This is a genomic window from Ramlibacter tataouinensis, from assembly GCF_027941915.1.
Taxonomy (GTDB): domain Bacteria; phylum Pseudomonadota; class Gammaproteobacteria; order Burkholderiales; family Burkholderiaceae_C; genus Ramlibacter; species Ramlibacter tataouinensis_C.
Genome location: NZ_CP116009.1, coordinates 993,086 through 1,011,300 on the forward strand (window position 1 = coordinate 993,086; position 18,215 = coordinate 1,011,300).

The window sequence follows — 18,215 nt, forward strand, 5'->3', positions numbered from 1 at the left end:
ACGCCGCGCGGGGTCTCAGCCGGCACCTTCCCGCAGCCGCGCCAGCAACCCGGTGTGCCGCTCCGTGCCCCGGCCGATCGCCGCGCGCAAGGCGGCCTCGCCGGCGACCAGGTCGACCCGCGTCTTGGCGCGCGTCACGCCGGTGTAGAGCAGCTCGCGCGTGAGCACCTTCGAGTCCGCGGCCGGCAGCACCAGCAGCACCGCGCCGAACTCCGAGCCCTGCGACTTGTGCACCGTCATGGCGAATGCGGTCTCGTGCGCCGGCAGGCGCACCGGAGAGACCGCGCGCCAGCCGCCGCCGGCCTGCGGGAAGTACACCTGCAGCTCGCCGCGCTCGTCGGGCAGCGCCAGGCCGATGTCGCCGTTGAACAGCTGCAGGGCGTAGTCGTTGGCCAGCACCATCACCGGCCGGCCGGCGAACCAGGGCGAGGCGCTGCCCTCGCGGCGCAGCGCGTCGGGCAGGCCGGCCAGCGCCTGCCGCGCCTGCTGCGCCAGGGCCTGGTTGAGGGCCTCGACCCCGTGCGGTCCCTCGCGCACCGCGCACAGCACGCGAAACGCAGCGAACGCCTGGCTGGCCGCGTCCACATCCTGCGGCGCGGCCAGCAGCGCGTCGAAGTAGCGCTGCAAGCCGGCGCGGGCCAGGGCGATCGCCTGGGCACCGGTGCCGGGCTCGTGCCAGGCGACGCCCGAGTCGCCGCCGGCTCGCAGCCATTGCACCGCCTCGTCGCCGCGATCGGCATTGATGAAGGCGGCGAGTTGGCCGATACCCGAGCCGGCCTGGAAGCGGTAGCTGCGCTGCAGCCAGACCACGCTGTCGCTCAGGCCGGTGGCGGGCTGCGCCAACTGGGGATGGATCCCGGCGTTCGCCGGGATGACGCGGCCGGGGGGATGCGTCCCGATGCTCGCCGGCATGGCGCGGTTGGGGGATGGGAGCCCGACGCTCGCCGCCACGGGCGACTGGATCGCGCCGGCCGGCAGGCCGCAGGCCGCTTCCAGCTCGGCGCGGCAGGCCTCGCCCATCGACGGATCCGCGCACAGCTCGGAGAACACCGCCCCGCTTTCCACTGCAGCGAGCTGGTCTTTGTCGCCCAGCAGGATCACGCGGGCGCCCGGCGGCACCGCCTCCAGCAGCCGGGTGGCCAGCGCCAGGTCCAGCATCGACGCCTCGTCGACCACCAGCACGTCCAGCACCAGCGGGTTGGCGGCGTCATGGCGGAAGCTGCCGCGCCCCGGGTGGTAGCCGAGCAGGCGGTGCACGGTGAAGGCTTCGCCGGGCAGCCGGTCGCGCACGGGCGCCGGGAATTCGGCGGCCCGCTCCCGCAGCGCCTCGCCCATGCGGGCCGCGGCCTTGCCGGTGGGCGCGGCGAGCACGATGCGCGCGTCGGTCTGCTGCTCCAGCAGGCAGGCCAGCAGCCGGGCCACGGTGGTGGTCTTGCCGGTGCCGGGGCCGCCGCTGATGACGGCCAGGCCCTGGCGCAGCGCCAACGCCGCGGCGACCTGCTGCCAGTCGACCTCCGCCGGCTCGCCAGGGCCGCGCTGGAACAGCATCGCCAGGCGATCGCGCAACGCAGCGGCGATCGGCTGCGGCGCGCGGCCGGCCAGTTGCAGCAGCCGGCCGGCCAGCCGCTGCTCGTAGTCGTAGTAGCGGTGCAGGTAGAGCCGGTCGCCGCCATCCAGCACCAGCGGCCGGGTGCCCGGCTGCGGCGGCGCACCGACCACGCCGGACGCGAGCAGCAGCGCGCGCAGCGCGGCGGCATCGCCGGGCCCCGCCACCTGGGCCAGCGGCAGGCAGGCGTCGCCGGAACTGGTGGCCAGGCTCACGGCTTCGGCAGCCCGCGCCGCGGCCGCGGCGGCTTCGTCCGAGGCCCCGGTCTGTCGCGACCAGTGCTGCACGTGGCCGGCGAAGGCCGCCGCCAGCTGCCGCGCCGCCGCGCTGCCGGGCCGGTCGTCTTCGTCGCGGTTCATGGTGTGATCCCCCGGGGCTGCCCCAGCATGGCCTCGAGCGCCTGCACCAGCGCCGGCGGCGGGCGGTCGAAGTGCACGCCCAGCGGCCGGCCATCGGCGCTGCACCAGTCGGGCCGAACACCGCGCACGAACAGGTAGTGCACGCCGCCGAAATGCGTGTCGTAGCCGTAGCCGGGCAGGCGCCGCTGCAGCCAGCGGTGCACCGCCAGCGTGTACAGCACCAGTTGCAAGTGGTAGCCGTTGTCGTCCATGGCCTGCCGCAGCGCCGCCGGTTCGTAGTCGCGCGGGTCCCAGCCGAGGTGGTTGGATTTCCAGTCGAGGATCCACCAGCGCCCGCCGTGCTCGTACACCAGGTCGATGGCGCCGTGCAGGTAGCCCTCCAGCTGCTGCCATGGCAGTTCCGGGCCACCGTAGCCATGCCCGCGCAGCAATGCATCCAGTCGCCGGCTGTCCAGCCCGTGCGAGGCCAGGTTGAAGGCGAACTCGGCCCGCGTGCGGGCCCGTGCCAGCTGCGCCAGCGCGAAGCCCTGGCCGAGCGGCGTGTGCAGCACGTCGCCCAGCATGCGCTGCACCATGGCGGCATGCGGCGGCGCCTCGCGGCCGGCGGCACGGGCGGGCGGGTGGCGGCGCAGGGCCGCCTCGACCGCGCGCGGCCAGCTGGCGGGGTCGTCGAAGTGGGCATGCTCGAAGACGGCGTGCAGGCAGGTGCCCTCGCGCGCGCCGCTGGGAAAGCGCAGGATGTCGTCGTCCGGCAGGCGCTCGCGGGCCGCGCGGCCGGCCTCGCGCCGCGCCGCCAGCAGGTCGTGGTCCACCGCCGCGCGGTCGTGCTCGGCGCCCCGGACCAGGCCGCTGTAGCTGCCCAGCCGCCAGGTGGCCGGCAGGGGCGGCGCCGGCAGCGCGGACAGGCGGCCCGGCTCCAGTGTGGGCGGCGGCAGCGGAACGCCGGCTGCCGGCGGCAAGGGCTCGATCGCCACGTCGTGCGGGTGTTCGGCGGCGAGCCGCTCCCAGGCCCGCACCACGTCGGCCAGCGGCAGGTTCGTCTCGCGCCACGCCTGCGGCGCGATACCGGCACCGGCCGCCAGCCAGTTGAGCGGGTTGCCGCTGCACTCCTTGGGCGAGCTGCCGCGACCGGATGCGCGCAGGTAGCCGCCCACCACCAGGTAGCAGCGGTGCACGGCGCGGGTCAGCGCCACGTAGATCAGGCGCAGGCGCTCGGCATCCTTCTCGGCCTGGATGCGCGCCTTGGCGGCCGCGTCCGCCTCGCGGTAGTCGATGACGTGGCGGTGGTCGTCGCCGTGGTACTCGCAGCCGGGCAGGTCGCGGTTGCCGCCGCCGGGGCTGCCGTCCCACAGGAAGGGACAGAACACCACCGTGAACTCCAGCCCCTTGGACTTGTGGATGGTCAGGATCTTGACCAGGTTGCGGTCCGACTCCAGCCGCACCTGGGTCGCCTCGGCATCACCGCCCTCGCGCCGCTGGCGCTGCAGCCAGCGCAGCAGCGCCTCGGGCGAGGCGTGCTCGCGCGCGGCCTCGTGCAGGCATTCGGCCAGGTGGCGCAGGTTGGTCAGGCGCCGCTCGCCGTCGGCCCGCGCCAGCATGCGCGGCTCCACGCCCTCGCCCGCCATCAGCTCGCGCAGCATCGGGCCGATGCCGCGCCGCAGCCAGGCCGCCTTGTAGCCGGCCAAGCGTGCGGCCCGCTCCGGCAGGCGCAGGCTGTCCTGCGCCAGCGCCTGCAGCTCGGGCGCGTTCACGCCCAGCAGGCCGGTGGCCAGCGCGTTGAGCAGCAGGCCCTGGCGGTTGGGCTGCAGCACGGCGCGCAGCACGTCTTCGAGCTCCTGCGCATCGACGCTGCCGAACACGCTGGCCTGGGCCAGCTCCACGCTGCCCACGTTCAGCCGCGCCAGTTCGGCGCGGATGCGGCTGCCCTCGGCATGGCTGCGCACCAGCACGGCGATGTCGCCCGCTTCCAGCGGCTGGCCACCGTGCCGCACGGCTTCGCGCGCGGCCAGCAGGCGCGCGATCTCGGACGCACAGGCCTGGGCCACGGCGAGCTGCGCCGGCGCCTTGAGCACCGGCTCGCCGTCTTGCAGCGGCAGCGACCACAGCTGCAGCGGCGCGCGCGGCTGGCCCGAGCCATCCTCGAACGGCTTGCGCGGCTTGTCGCCGGCGCTGACCGGGTGGTAGTCGAGGTCCTGCAGCATGAAGGCGCGCGGGTTGCGGCCGAACAGCCCGTTGAGCGCGCGGATCAGGGCGGCGCTGGAGCGCTGGTTGTGCGCCAGCGTGTATTCGGCCTGCGCCGCGGCGCGCGCCTGCAGGTAGGTGTGCAGGTCGGCGTTGCGGAAGCTGTAGATCGCCTGCTTGGGGTCGCCGACCAGGAACAGCGTCGTCTCCGGCTGGCCGCCATAGACCGCGCGGAAGATGCCGAACTGCAGCGGATCGGTGTCCTGGAACTCGTCGATCAGGGCGGCCGGGTAGCGCTCGCGCAGCTGCTGCGCCAGTGCGCCGGCCGCCGCCTCCTGGCCTTCGGCCGCGGGCACCAGCCGGCGGTGCAGGTTGGACAGCATGTCGTCGAACGCCACCGCCCGGCGCTGGCGCTTCAGTTCGCGCAGGCCCTGGCCGCCTTCCTGCAGCAACCGCTGCAGCAGCTCGATGCGCGCTTCCTGCAGGCCGGCCTGGAAGCGGTCCCACAGCAGCAGGAAGGACTCGGCTGCGCCGAAGAAGGCGTGCTCCCGGCACGGCGGGTGGTTCTTCTTCGGCTGGAATTTCGATTCGCTCAGCAGGCGCGCCTTGTCGCCCAGCTGCAGGCAGGCCATCACCCGGCCGGCGGCGAACGCCGCGTCCCAGCCGGCCGCGGCCGCCGCCACGTTGTCCGGCTGCCAGGTCGTCTTGTGCAGGCTGGCACGGCTTGCTTCCACGCATTCGAGCACCGCGCTGCGCTCGGCCTGCCACAGGGCGCGCAGCTCGTCGTAGGCCTGCTGCACGTCCGCCAGCGCGACTGCCGGGCCGCCGGCCGGCTGCGGCCACTCGATGCGCGACAGCGGCTTGGCGGCATGGCGCTGGAGCAGGTCGGCAAAGCGCGCGGGCGAGTCCTTGCAGGCGAGCAGCCACGCCGCCAGGCCGGGGGCCAGCCCGGGCTGGGCCACGTGGCGGCGCCAGAAATCGCGCGCGGCCTGCTCGCGCAGCTCGCTGTCGTCCTCCAGCATTTCCTGGCGCAGCGGCAGGCCGGCGGTGAACGGCGTGTCCTCCAGCGCGCGCTGGCAGAAGCCGTGGATGGTGTGGATCGCGGCCTCGTCGAAGGTCCGCAAGGCCTGCGCCAGCCGCTGCGCCGCCTCCGGCTCGGCGATCTCCAGGCTGGCGCGCAGCCGCGGCAGGAAGGCGTCGTGGAAGTCGCCGGCGCGGCCTTCCAGCGCCGCCAGCACGTCGGCGATGCGCTGGCGGATGCGGTCGCGCAGTTCCGCGGTCGCTGCCTTGGTGAAGGTGACGACCAGGATCTGCTGCACGGTCAGCGGGCGCTGGCGCCGCAGCAGCAGGCGCAGGTACAGGCCGCAGATGTTCCAGGTCTTGCCGGTGCCGGCCGAGGCTTCGATCAGGCGCACGCCGTCGAGCGGGCAGGCGAAGACGTCCAAGGGTTCGGGCGTGGCGGTGCGGTGGTCGGGCGATGGATCCCGGCTTTCGCCGGGATGGCGACCCCCTTGTTCGCGCACATGACTGGCCCCTTGTTTGCCGGGGTCACGGCCCGCTTGTTCGCCGGGGTCGCGGGCAACTGGTTCGCCGAAGTCGAAGGCCCCCTGTTCGCCCGGGCCGCCGGCCTCCTGTTCGCCGGCACGGCTGGCGATGCGGCGGTTCATGCCCCCACCTCCACGTTCCACTCGCGCCAGGTGCTGCCGGCCTGCAAGGGCTCGAACACGGCCTTCGCGTGGGCTTCGAATTCCTCGTTCAGCGGGTCCGGGTCGCCGCGGAAGGCCAGCCGGTACGACGCCTTGTCCTTGTCGCCCGGCGCCTTGTGGCCGCGCCACGCGTTCAGCGCCGCCGCGAGGGACCCGCCCACCAGCTTGCTGGCCGGCTTGGGGAAGAAGCGCAGCGGCTGCGACAGCCCGTCGCGGTAGCCCTCGACCAGCGTGGCGAGTTGCTGCGACGCCTGCTGCTGATCCAGCGGAGGGAAACTGCGCACGCCGTTGCGCGCCACCGACTGCGTGCAGGCCGCGACCCCGGCGGGCGCCAGCGCGCACAGGAACAGGTGCTCGATCCAGGCCTGCACCTGGTCGCTGGCGCGCTCGTCGTCGTAGCGCCAGGCCACCCGGCCGGGCGGGCGCAGGTCGGCGAAGCCGCCCTCGACCCGCCAGTCTTCGCCAGCCAGCGACAGCGGCACGCGACCGCTGTGGGCGGGCAGCGCGGCCTCGCGCGTGAGCTGGCGCACGGCCTGGCTGAACCGGTCGAGCCGGGCCAGCTCGGCTTCCAGTTCCTCCGCGCCCAGCGCGCCTTCGGGCCATTCGGTGCCGGCCAACGCGCGTTGCCGGGCCTGCGCCAGGTCCGCATCGCCGGCCAGCAGTGCCGGCAGCAGGCGCTGCGCCAGCGCGCTGCGCGCCGGGAAGCTGACCAGCAGCGGCTCGTCGTCGACCAGCTGCTGCTCGTCGCGCGGCAGCTCCAGCCCGAGGCGGCGCTCCAGCAGGAAGCGGCTGGGATCGCGCCAGAAGGCCACCAGCTGGCGCAAGGGCACGTCGCGCCAGCGCTCCTCGGGCGGCGCCAGCGGCCCGGTGAAGAACGCAGGCACGAGCTCTTCGACCGCCTCGTCCTCATCGTCCGCCACCGTGGCCGTCACCACCGGCAGCGGCCGCCCCGCCGCACTCTCGCGCAAGGCGCGCGCCAGCTCGGCATCGAAGCTGCGCAGCCGCGGATCCGGCGTGTCGTCGCTGAAGGATTCGGGCGCGAACGGCTGCAGCGGATGCTCCACCAGCAGGCGGGCCCGTGCCTGCCGCAGCGCCTGCGGGTCGGCGCCGCCGAGGCCGGGGACCAGCACGTCGAGCAGCTCCGATACCAGCACCGAGGGCGGCAGCACCGCGTTGTCGCGGATGCTGCGGCCGGTGTAGCTGGCGTAGAACGACGAACGGGCCGCCAGCAGCAAATCGAGGAACAGGTTGCGCTGGTCGGCGCCGCGCTGGCGGTCGCCCGGGCGCGGGTGGCGCGCGATCAGGTCGAACTCCACCGGCCGCTCGGTACGCGGAAAGGCGCCGTCGTCCAGGCCGATGGCGCAGATCACCGGGAAGGCCAGCCCGCGCAGCGTGCTCATGCCGGTGAAGGTGACGCGGCCGGTGGGCACGCCGCCGCGCGCCGGGTCTTCCAGCGCGGCCTGCAGCGCCTGCCGCAGCACGCTCGCAGGCACCGGCTCCTGGAGGCCGGCCCCTTCCATCGCCTGCACCACCTCGTCGATCGCGCCGTGGAGCTCGACCACGTCCTCCAGCTCGCGCGTCGGCGCGTCGATGAAGCACTCGACCAGCTCGTGCAGGAGCTGGCGCCACTGCGCCGGCGGGCGCGCCTGCGCCAGTTGCCGGCGCAGCGCGCGCAGCTCGTCGGCAAAGGCTTGCAGCGCCCCCAGCGGCAGCGCCGCCGAGCCTTCGGCCCGGCCGCTGGGCAGCAGGTCGCCGAGCACGCCGGCGGCGCCATCGGGCATGGCATAGCCGAGGAACAGGCGCTCCAGGCCGGCGGCCAGCGTGTGCCGGGCCACCGGCAGGCCTTCGCTGCGCAGGTGGTCCTCGTCCAGCGCCCAGTGCACGCCGGCCTCGAGCAGCCATTCGTGCACCTGCTGCAGGCCGGCTTCGTCCAGGCCGAAGCGGCGCGCCACCACCGGTTGCTGCAGCAGGCCGTGCAGCTCGGTGGCGGTGCAGCGCGAGGCCGCCAGCGCCAGCACGTCCAGGAACGCACGCACCGGCTGGTTGGCCCGGGCGCGACCCAGGCCGGAGATCTCGAAGGGGATGCGGCGCTCGGCTGGCACGCTGCCGAACACCGCGTCGATCAGCGGGGCCGCGGCCTCCAGGTCGGGCGTGACCACCAGCACGTCGCCGGCGCGCAGCCGGGGGTCGGCCTTGAACAGCGCGAGCAGGTGGTCGTGCAGCACCTCCAGTTCGCGCGTGAGCGAGTGGCAGGCATGGATCTCCAGGCTGCGGTCGCCCTCATGCCACTGCAGGCTGCCGGGCTCGATCTCCTGCAGGTCCAGCAGCGCGTCCTGCAGCTGGCCCAGCAGCGAGGGCGACGGCGCGGCTTCGTAGTGCTCGTGCACCTGGCTGTCCACGTTCTCCGCCTGCAGCAGCGATTCGAGCTGCGACTGTGCCTGCCGGCCCCAGGACACCAGCAGGCGCGGGCCCTCTTCGAAGCTGTCGATGCCGCGCGCGCGCAGCTGCTGCTGCCGGCGCGCATCGACCAGGTCGAACCAGTATTCGCGGCAGGGGTTGAGCACGTACAGGCGCACCTCGGTCCAGCGGCTGAGCTGCTGCAGCGCGCGCAGGTACAGCGGCGGCATGGATGACAGGCCGAACACGTGCACGCGCGACGGCAGGCCCTGCGACGACCCGGCGCCGGCGCCGCCCGAGGCGAGCTGCTGCACCAGCAGCTCGAACGGATGCTCGCCGGCCACCTGCATGTCGGCCGCGATGCGCTGCCACAGCGCGGCCTGCCAGTCCTCGTCCACGCCCAGCGTGCCGGTGGCGCCGCCCTGCTGCCAGCGCAGCAGCAACTGGTCGCGATAGGTCAGGTACTGGCCCAGCAACGCCGCCACCCGCGTGGCCAGTTCGTAGCGCATCGCCTCATCGGCGCCGGCGGCGGACAGCCACGACTGCAGCCGCTCGAAGCGGGCCACGAAGGCGGCATCGCCCAGCGCCTGGTACACGCGCCAGGCCAGCTGCGCCGGCTCGAACGGCGACTCGGCCTGAACCGGCAGGAAGCGCGCCGCCTGCTGCCACAGCCACTGGGCCAGGAAGGCGAACTCGGCATCGGCGCAGACACCCTCGCGGTCGGCGATGGCCAGCGTCAGCGCGCGCCGGTGGGCGATGCTGGGCACGATGACAGGATCGCTGCGCAGCGGATCGCCGCCGCCGTCGCCCAGCTGCGCCAGCAGCTCGGCCAGCAGGCATTCGTAGCGGTTGGAGAAGTGCAGGTGCAGCATGGTCGGCGGTACGGGCCGCTACACGACGAACGCGGCTTCGCTGCCGCTGCGTGAGGCCCGCAGTTCCAGCCGGGCGTCGATCCAGTCTTTCAGCTCGGCCACGTGCGAAATGATGCCGACCATGCGTCCGGCCTGCTGCAGGTCCTTCAGCGTGCGGATGGCGAAGTCCAGCGCTTCCGGGTCCAGCGTGCCGAAGCCTTCGTCCACGAAGATGGCGTCCAGCCGGATGCCGCCGGCATGGGCCTGCACCACGTCCGACAGCCCCAGCGCCAGCGCCAGGGAGGCCAGGAAGGACTCGCCGCCTGACAGCGTGCCGACCGCGCGCGCGGCGCCGGTGTAGTGGTCGAACACTTCCAGGTCCAGTCCGCCGCTCTTGCGAGCGTCGCCCTGCTGCTGCACCCGCCGCATCTCGTAGCGGCCGCGGCTCATCACGCGCAGGCGCTGGCTGGTGGCGTCCAGCACTTCCTCCAGCAGCGTGGCCAGCACGTAGCGCTGGAAGGACATGCGCGGCGCGTTCTGGCCGCCAGCCACTTCGGCCAGCCCGCTCAAGACGCCGTGGCGCTGCTCCAGTTCGCCGAAGGCCTGGTCGAGCTTGTCGAGCGACGCGATGAAGCCGTGGGTGACCTGCAGCTCGTTGCGGGCCTGGGTGCTCGCCTTGCCGGCATCGAGGTGGGCCTGCTGCGCCTGCCGGTGCGCCTGTTCGAGCGCGGGCAGGTCGGGACGCGCCAGGCCCTCGGCCTGCGCCGTCGCGCGCTGCAGGCGTTCGCGGGCCGATTGCAGGCGCTGGTCGTGGCCTTCGATGGCCGCCTGCAGCTGATGCAGCGCGGCTTCGTCGAGCCGGGCGCCGTCCCAGGCCTGCGCGTCCGCGAAGCCGGCGTCGCGCAGACGGGTGGCGAATTCGCTGGACTTGGCCTGGTGCCGGCTCTCGGCGTCGGCGCAGGCCTGGGTACTCTCGTCGACCTGCGCGGCCAGCCGCGCACGTTCCAGAGCCGCCTGGCTGGCGGCCTGCGTGGCCTGCTCGATCGCCTGTCTGATTTCGTTGCGCTGGCTGGTGGCCGCCTGCAACGCCGACTCCAGCGAGCCGGGCCCGGACAGCTCCGCCGGCACACCGCCTTCGCGTTCGCGCAGCCGGGCTTGCGCGCCTTCCAGCGCTTTCTCCGCGGCGTGCAGCGCCTGCTGCGCGGCCTGGGCGGCGTCAGCGCGCTCGCCAGCCCGGGCTTGCGCCGCGGGCAGCCCTTGCAGGCTGGATTCGAGCGCCTGCGCGGCGGACCGCGCGTCCGCCAGTGCGTTCGTGGCCTGCTGCAGCCGCGCCTGGATGTCGGCGGCGGACCGGCCGTCGAGCGCGTCCTGCAGCGTGCCGGCCTGCCCCTGCAACTGCGCCTGCTGGTGCTGCAGCGCACCAAGTTGCTGCTGCGCCGATTGCCATGCGGCTTGGGACAGCTCCAGCGCGGCATCGGCGCGTGCGAGCGGCTCGTCGCCGATGGACGCGCCGGCTTCGTCGTGTGCCGGGGCGGGGTGCTCGTGCGAGCCGCAGACCGGGCAGGCCTGGCCGTCGGCCAGCGCCTGCGCCAGGCGCGCCGACTGGCCGGCCAGCCAGCGCTGGAAGGTCGCGTCGCGCGCCTGCCGGGCCGCCACGACCCCGGCCTGGGCGACATCGACGCGCCCTTGCTGCTCGCGCAGCTGCGTTGCGACGCCATCGACCTCCTGCTGCAACTGCTGCAGTCGAACGGCCTGCTTGTGCTGCTGCTGGAGCTGCGCCAGCGCCAACTGCGCCGCCTGCAGCGAGGCGGCCCGCGGGCGCTGCGCCTCGACGTCGGCCTGCAGCCGGGCCAGGGCGCCGGCCGCCTGCGCGGCCGCCTCGGCGGCGGCTTGCGCAGCCTGGTCGGCCTGAACGCGCCGGGCCGCCGCCGCTGCCTGTTCGGCCTGCGCCTGGGCCAGGGCGGCGACGCGCTCCCGGGCCGCTTCGAGCTGGCCGATGCGCTCGACCAGCCGGTCGAGCTCGCCGCTGCGCGCCGACTGCCGTTGCTGCTGCTGGCGCGCCTGCTCGTCGCGCGCCTGCGCCGCCTGCAGCTGGGCCTGTCGCTGCGCGAGCAGCAGTCGCGCCTGCGCCAGCGCCTGCTGCGCCTCCTGCAGCGCCTGGGCGTAGGGCACGAGCACGGCCGCCTGCCGCGCAGCGGCGAGCTGGGCGCGCCGCTGGCCCCAATGCGGGCCCTGCGCCTGCAGCGCCGTCACGTCGGCCTGGGCGGCATCGAGCTCGCCGAAGCGCTCGGCCGCCTGCCGGCCCGCGTTGAACTGCGCTTCGGCGGCCCGCGCTGCTTCGAGCGCCGCCGATTCCTGCTGCTGCAGGGCGGCCAGCGCGCCGGCCTGGGCCTCGCTGCGGGCGTGCAGCTCCTGCAGTTCGGCCGCGCCCGCCTGCTCCAGCAGCGTGCGCCGGCTGGTGCGCGCGCTCTCGAGCTGCCGGTTCAGCTCCGCCGCGGCGCCCTTGAGCGCATCCTCGATCCGCTTGTACAGCTCGGTGCCGAACAGCACCTGCAGGATCTTCTCGCGCTCGGCCGAGGTGCTCTTGAGGAACTCCGCGAAGCGGCCCTGCGGCAGCACGATCACCTGGCGGAACTGGCGGCTCTCGAAGCCGATCAGCTCCACCACCTTGTCGGTGACCTTGCTCCAGCCGGTGGCCAGCACCTCCTCGGGCGCGCCTTCGCCCTCGCTTTGCAGTTTCCACAGATCGGCCTGCGCGGCCTGCCGCACCTGGCCGTCGCCGCGGCGCGCCGGCCGCATCTGCTCGGGCACGCGCAGCACCCGGTAACGCTGCTCGCCGAGCTGGAAGTCGAAGCGCACCTCGGTCAGCCGGTCGGGCGCCGCGTAGTGGCTGCGCATCTGGGCGCCGTCGCGCTCGCCGCCCGAGCTGTCGCCGAACAACGCGAAGCACAGGGCGTCGAGGATGCTGGTCTTGCCGGAGCCGGTCGGGCCGTGGATCAGGAAGAAGGTCTTGCCGCCCAACAGGCCGAAGTCGATGAGCTGCGTGCCGGCGAACGGGCCGAAGGCCTGCATGGACAAGCGCAGCGGCTTCATGCGCCCTCGCCGTCCTGCGCCGCGCGAATGACCGGCTGGGCGCAGCCTTCGAACGCCCGCAGGTGATCGGGCGCAAGCTCGCGGCCCTGCACGTCGCGCCAGAATCCCTGGAACAGGTCGGCCGGGGCCAGCCGCCGGTGGTCGCGGGCGGCCGAGGCCGCGCCGCCGGCCGGCTGTTCATGCCGGGCGAAGCGGATCTCCATCAGCTGGGGATAGGCCTCGCGCAGGCGGCCCATGGGATCGAACACCGGGCCGGGGTCGGTGAGGTGGGCACTCAGGTAATCGTCGCGCGGGCCGTTGTGGTCGCGCGCCTCCAGCAGCTGCTGCAGCGTCCCCCGGATCACGCGCACGTCGCGCCGCGCCGACAGCCGGTGCTCGGTCACTTCGCAGCCGCCATCGGCGCCCATCCGCACCACCGACACGCTCTTGGCGTGGTCGGCCTCCTGGAACGAGTACTTGAGCAGGCTGCCGCTGTAGCGGATGCGCGCGGAACCAACCGGCTGCGGCCGGTGCAGGTGGCCGAGCGCGACATAGTCGAAGCCGGCGAAGCTGTCGGCCGGGACCGCGCCGGAGCCGCCCACGCTGAGCGGGCGCTCGGACTCCGATTCGCTGCCGCCGGCGACGAAGGCATGGCCGACCAGCACGTTGCGCCGGCCCGGCTCGAACGCGGCGCGCAGCTGCGCCAGCACATGCGCCATGGCACTGGCGTGGTCGTTGACCGCCTCGCCGCCCGGCAGCGCGCGGGCGAAGGTCGGCTCCACGTAGGGCAGCGGGTGGAAGGCGACGCGAGCGTCGCCCTCGCCCAGCACCACCGGCGCGAAGTGGCCCAGCGTGCCGCGCACGAACAGGCCCTGGCGCTCCAGGATGCGGCTGGAAAAGCCGATGCGCTCGGCGCTGTCGTGGTTGCCGGCGATCAGGATCACCGGAATGCCGTGGCCGACGATGAGCTGCTCCAGCACCTCGCCCAGCAGCGCGACGGCGTCGGCCGGCGGCACGGCCCGGTCGTACACGTCGCCGGCGATGACGACCGCATCGACCTGCTCGTCGGCGGCCAGCGCCACCAGCTGCTGCAGCACGTGGTGCTGGTCGTCCAGCAGCGAGCTGCCGTGGAACCAGCGGCCCAGGTGCCAGTCGGCGGTATGGAGGAACTTCATGGCGCGCCTTCGGTCGATTGCAGGACCCCGCTGCAGGTACCCGCGAGGCGCGCCACGCGAGCCTGCGGCGGGAGGAAGGCGGCGGAGCTCATTCGGTACTGCATGCAGCTCAACGGTGCGCCTGATTATCGGGGTGCAGCGCGCGATGCGGGCGCGTCGATATTCCGCCGATTCATGAGCTCATTGCATGCGCCGTATACTTGGGCTCATGTCCACCCGCGCCGCAGCCCTCCACCGCAGCGCTTCCATGCATGCCATGGAAGCGCTGAGCGCTGCGCGCGCGGCCCATACGGTCACTACACCACTCCACTGCCTGGCTGCACTTTCCTCGGCCCGGCGGTTGCTTTGAACTTCTCTCACGCACACCATTGACCGTCGGGCCTGCACCTCGTGCGGTATCGATTCGGCCTGCTGAGGGCCCCGGTTGACTGGAGTGCTTCGATGAATGCAATGCGCCTTGGCCGCTTGAGTGCGGCCCAAGCCCCCCACCATCCCCCCGCCTGGGCGTGCTGCGCCCCGCCGCGGCGACCTGGCCCGGAGGACGCTGACGATGGAAGGCCTGCACCTCACCGCGGATCTCTACGACTGCCGCTGCGAACCGGCGCTGATGATCGACGCCGACCGGCTGGCGCAACTGTGCAGTTCGCTCACGGTGGCCGCCGGACTGACGGAAGTCGCGCAGCGATGGCACACCTTCCCCGAGTACGAGGGCCAGCCCGGCGGCGTGACCGGCACCCTGCTGCTGGCCGAATCGCACCTGGCGATTCACACCTGGCCCGAGCGCGCGGCGGTCACGCTGGACGTCTATGTCTGCAACTTCACCGACGACAACTCCGGCAAGGCGCGTGACCTGATCGGCGGCCTGCAGCAGGCGTTCCAGCCCGGGCGCGCGCAGCGCCAGCAACTGCAGCGCGGCGGCGAGGTCACCGACACCAGCGAGACCGAGCTGGTGCTGGAGCCGATCAACGAGCAGAGCGTGTTCGGCTTCCGGTTCGATCGCCGGCTGCTGTCCACCCGCACGCCGTTCCAGCAACTGGAACTGCTGGAGTCGCGCCAGCTGGGCCGCACGCTGCGGCTGGACGGCCGCTTCATGACCTCCGAGGCCGACGAATTCTTCTACCACGAGGCGCTGGTGCACCCGGCCGCCATCACGCATGGCTCGCCCGAACGCGTGCTGATCCTGGGCGGCGGCGACGGCGGCGCGGCCGAGGAAGTGCTCAAGCACCCGTCGGTGCAGCACATCACCCTGGTGGACCTGGATCCCGGCGTGATCGAGATCGCGCGCCGCGAGCTCTCGAAGATCCACCGTGGGTCGCTGGACGACGAGCGGGTGAAGGTGTTGTGCGAGGACGGCGACGCCTTCGTGCGCCAGACCGACGAGCTGTTCGACCTGGTGCTGCTGGACCTGACCGACCCCGAGACGCCGGCCGGGCCCATGTACACGCCGGACTTCATGGCCGCCGTCCGCCGCGTGCTCGCACCCGGCGGCGCCGTGGTGCTGCACCTGGGCGCGCCGTTCTACGAGCGCGAGCAGGTGCGCAACCTGATCGCCTCGCTGAAGCAGACCTTCCGCAAGGTCTCGCCCTACGGCCTGCACATCCCGCTGTACGGCGCCTACTGGGGCCTGGTGGTCGCCTCCGACGACCTGGACCCGACCGCGATCTCGGCCTCCGAAGTGGCCGCCCGCCTGCACCAGCGCCGGGTCGGCGACCTGCAGTACTACAACCCGCAGGTGCACGGGGCGCTGTTCGCGCTGCCGAACTTCTATCGGGAACTGGCCTGAAGGGGAACCCCCCGGGACGGTCGTCCGTCCGGGGGTCTGGTCATCCCGGCGAACGCCGGAAGCGGTCCTGCAGGTCGGGGACCGGCGGCGGCCGGCCCGGTGGACAATGCCACATCGTCGCGTCAGCGGCCGGGCTGCCGCTCACCAGCCCCACAGCAGGTTGCGCGCGATCCAGCCCTTGCGGTCGCCCTCGTCCTGCACCTGAATCCAGGTCGTGCGCTTGTCCAGTACCTGGAACACGTCGCCGTAGGCGGCCCGGCCCAGGACCCGGGACTTCGTGTCGGGGCCGGCGCGCAGGTTGGCGGTCGGCGACTTCACGATCACGTGCGGAGTGCCGGCGGTGAGCTGGCGCGCCACCCAGCCCTTGTCGTTCTCGAAGTCCACCACCTGCAGCCACGAGCCCTTGCGCTGCAGCACCTTCAGCGGATAGCCGTAGCCCAGTTGCCACAGCACCTGGGCGCCGGCCGACGGCGCCGCGCGCAGGTTGACGTTCTCGCCGGCGATGCTGACGTGCTGCTGCGCGCTGGCCGGCGCTGCGGCGCCCGCCAGTCCCAGGGCCAGCGCGACCGAGAAGCTGCCAACCGCCTGGCGCGTGAAGTGGAACGGGGTGAGGGGCAAGCCGGATCTCCTTTCGAAAGACTGAGGCGACCCGCTGGCACAGCCATAAGTTCCCCCCGGCACGCCCGTGCCCTCAGCCCTTGCCCAGCGGCGGCCGGCCGAACAGCGTCGATGCGTTGCTGATCGGCCCCAGTTCGGCCACGGCCTGCAGCAGCGCCGGCGCCAGTTCGTGCAGGCGACGCGGCGTGAGCCGGCTGCGCGGCCCGGCGATGCTGATGACGCCGATCGCCTGCCCGCGGCGCAGCACGGGGGCCGCGACGGCGGTCATGCCGGGCGCGAACACTTCGTCGATGACGGCGTAGCCGCGCACGCGGGCGGCGTGCAGGAAACCCAGCAGCGCCTTGACCGTGGTCGGCGCGGTGGGCCCGTAATCGGCGGGCGCGCCGAAGCCCTGGCGCGACACCAGCTCCAGCGCGCGCTCGTCGCTGAGGGTCATCAGCCACGCATGCCCCGAGGCGGTGCAGGACAGCCGGGCATCGGCGCCCATGTCGGGGTCGTAGCGCAGCCCGGCCTGGCGCGGCCCCTGCGCCTTGGCCACGAAGGTCAGGCGGTCCTCGTCCACGATCGACAGGCGCACCAGTTCGCCCGAGGACTGGGCCAGGCGCTCCAGCAGCGGCTCGGCGATGTCGACGATGCCGGCGCTGCTCAGGAAGCCCAGGCCCAGGGCCACCACCTTGGTGGTCAGCACGTAGTCGCCCTGCTTGCGCGCCTGCCGCACGTAGTCGCGCCGCTGCAGCTCCGCCAGCAACCGGTGGCAGGCGCTCAGGGGGATGTCCAGCTCCGACGCGATCATCGACAGCGGCAGGCCCTGTGGATAGCGGGTCAGGTGTTCCAGCACGGAAAGGCCGCGGTCGAGGGCGATGCTCATTTTCTTGATGCGAAAAGAGTTTCCAGTCCGGAAAGATTTTCCCATGCGGCCCCAAGAATCGCGCTGCACCGATCCACAGCCAGCACCGGAGACGACGCGCATGGACACCAGCCATCCGGAAGCCACCACATGAGCAGCACCGTCTACGTCCTGAATGGACCCAACCTGAACCTGCTGGGGGTGCGGGAGCCGCACCTGTACGGCAGCACCACCTTGCCGCAGGTCGAGGACCTGTGCCGACGCGTGGCGGGCGAGCTGGGCCTGGGCTGCGAGTTCCGCCAGACCAACCACGAAGGCGTGCTGGTCGACTGGGTGCAGGAGGCGCGCGAGCGCGCCGCCGCCCTCGCCATCAACCCGGCCGGCCTGTCGTTCCGCTCCATTCCGCTGCTGGACGCCTTGAAGGCCTTCGACAAGCCGATCGCCGAGGTGCATGTGACCAACATCCACCGGCGCGATGCGCTGTACCAGCAGTCGCTGGTATCGCTGGCGGCCACCGGCGTCATCTGCGGCTTCGGCGCCTTCGGCTACGAACTGGCCTTGCGCGCGCTGGCCCACCGGCTCGCCGGTTGAGTCATCATCTTTCCCACGACAACACAGGAGACAAGCATGAACCGTTCGATCGACCGCCGGACCCTGCTGGGCGCCGGTGCCGCCCTCGCCGCCGCCGCCCTGCCCGCCTGGGCGCAGGCCCAGCCCACCTTGCGCTTCGCCGCCGTGTTCTCCGACAAGGACATCCGGGCCGACATGATGAAGATGTTCGCCAAGGAGGTGGAGGCCGACTTCAAGCTGGAAACGCACCTGAACTCCACGCTGTTCCGCCAGGGCACCGAGCTGGTGGCGCTCCAGCGCGACAACCTGGAGATGGGCAACATCGCGCCGCAGGACTTCGCCAAGCAGGTGCCGGCCTGGTCGCTGCTGACCGCCGCCTACGTGTTCCGCGACGCCAACCACCTGACCGCCTTCTTCGCCAGCGAGGCGGGCGCGCAGATGAAGAAGATGGTGGAGGACCAGGTGAAGGTGAAGATCCTCGGCCCGACCTTCTTCGGCACCCGGCACGTGGGGCTCAAGCCGAAAAAGAAGATCAGCGTGCCGGCCGACCTGGCCGGGGTGAAGCTGCGCATGCCGCCCGGCGACGCCTGGCAGCTGCTGGGCCGCTCGCTCGGCGCCAACCCGACGCCGATGGCCTACGCCGAGACCTACACCGGCCTGCAGACCGGCGCGGTGGACGGCCAGGACAACCCGCTGCCGAACATCCAGAACATGAAGTTCAACGAGGTGATGTCGCAGATCGTGCTGACCTCGCACCTGGTGGCCTTCGACCTGCTCACGGTGAACCTCAAGACCTGGAACGCCATGGGCGCCGCCAAGCAGCGCGCCTTCCAGGCCGCAGCCGACAAGGCGATCGCCTGGAGCACGGCGGAGCACCAGAAGCGCGAGGCCGAGCTGGCCGAGAGCTTCCGCAAGGGCGGCCTGGACGTGTACGTGCCCAACATCGGCGCCTTCCGCGAGCACGCCCAGAAGGTGTACCTGGCCTCCGACGAAGCCAAGGCCTGGCCGCCCGGCATGCTGGACAAGATCAACGCCATGAAGTGAGCGCGG

General features: G+C 72.9%; 10 protein-coding genes. 3 read left to right on the top strand and 7 right to left on the bottom strand.

Annotation, left to right across the window (positions count from 1 at the left end):
* Positions 1–15 precede the first annotated feature (15 nt).
* Genes PE066_RS04595 through PE066_RS04615 form a run of 5 tightly spaced genes read right to left on the bottom strand, consistent with a single transcriptional unit; the run spans position 16 to position 13,347 of the window.
* Complete coding sequence (locus tag PE066_RS04595) at positions 16–1,965, bottom strand: AAA family ATPase (protein WP_271235384.1); 1,950 nt, start codon at positions 1,963–1,965, stop codon at positions 16–18.
* On the bottom strand, positions 1,962–5,813 hold the full coding sequence (gene recB, locus PE066_RS04600) for an exodeoxyribonuclease V subunit beta (RefSeq protein ID WP_271235385.1): 3,852 nt from the start codon (positions 5,811–5,813) through the stop codon (positions 1,962–1,964). The genes PE066_RS04595 and recB overlap by 4 nt, the downstream gene beginning before the upstream one ends.
* Positions 5,810–9,121, bottom strand: coding sequence for an exodeoxyribonuclease V subunit gamma (gene recC / locus PE066_RS04605; protein WP_271235386.1), 3,312 nt, complete (start codon positions 9,119–9,121; stop codon positions 5,810–5,812). Before recC ends, recB begins: the two co-directional genes overlap by 4 nt.
* 18 nt (positions 9,122–9,139) lie before the next feature.
* A complete protein-coding gene (locus PE066_RS04610; protein ID WP_271235387.1) occupies positions 9,140–12,193 on the bottom strand; it encodes an AAA family ATPase in 3,054 nt (1,017 codons plus the stop codon).
* On the bottom strand, positions 12,190–13,347 hold the full coding sequence (locus PE066_RS04615) for an exonuclease SbcCD subunit D (RefSeq protein WP_271235388.1): 1,158 nt from the start codon (positions 13,345–13,347) through the stop codon (positions 12,190–12,192). The genes PE066_RS04610 and PE066_RS04615 overlap by 4 nt, the downstream gene beginning before the upstream one ends.
* Before the next feature lie 550 nt (positions 13,348–13,897).
* Between PE066_RS04615 and speE the strand changes: the two genes are divergently transcribed.
* Positions 13,898–15,130 (top strand): polyamine aminopropyltransferase, encoded by a 1,233-nt coding sequence (gene speE / locus PE066_RS04620; RefSeq protein ID WP_271235389.1) that lies wholly within the window; start codon positions 13,898–13,900, stop codon positions 15,128–15,130.
* A 141-nt stretch (positions 15,131–15,271) separates the two neighbouring features.
* Here the strand turns inward: speE and PE066_RS04625 are convergent, their stop codons facing one another.
* Both PE066_RS04625 and PE066_RS04630 read right to left on the bottom strand, forming a co-directional pair.
* Positions 15,272–15,748 (bottom strand): SH3 domain-containing protein, encoded by a 477-nt coding sequence (locus PE066_RS04625; RefSeq protein ID WP_271235390.1) that lies wholly within the window; start codon positions 15,746–15,748, stop codon positions 15,272–15,274.
* A 73-nt stretch (positions 15,749–15,821) separates the two neighbouring features.
* Positions 15,822–16,616, bottom strand: coding sequence for an IclR family transcriptional regulator (locus PE066_RS04630; RefSeq protein WP_271235391.1), 795 nt, complete (start codon positions 16,614–16,616; stop codon positions 15,822–15,824).
* 129 nt (positions 16,617–16,745) lie between these two features.
* Here PE066_RS04630 and PE066_RS04635 point away from each other — a divergent pair, with 129 nt between their 5' ends.
* The gene (locus PE066_RS04635; RefSeq protein WP_271235392.1) at positions 16,746–17,186 is read left to right on the top strand and encodes a type II 3-dehydroquinate dehydratase; all 441 of its coding nucleotides are present in this window, start codon (positions 16,746–16,748) and stop codon (positions 17,184–17,186) included.
* A 36-nt stretch (positions 17,187–17,222) separates the two neighbouring features.
* Positions 17,223–18,209, top strand: a complete 987-nt coding sequence (gene dctP, locus PE066_RS04640) for a TRAP transporter substrate-binding protein DctP (protein ID WP_271235393.1) — start codon at positions 17,223–17,225, stop codon at positions 18,207–18,209.
* Positions 18,210–18,215: the final 6 nt, after the last annotated feature.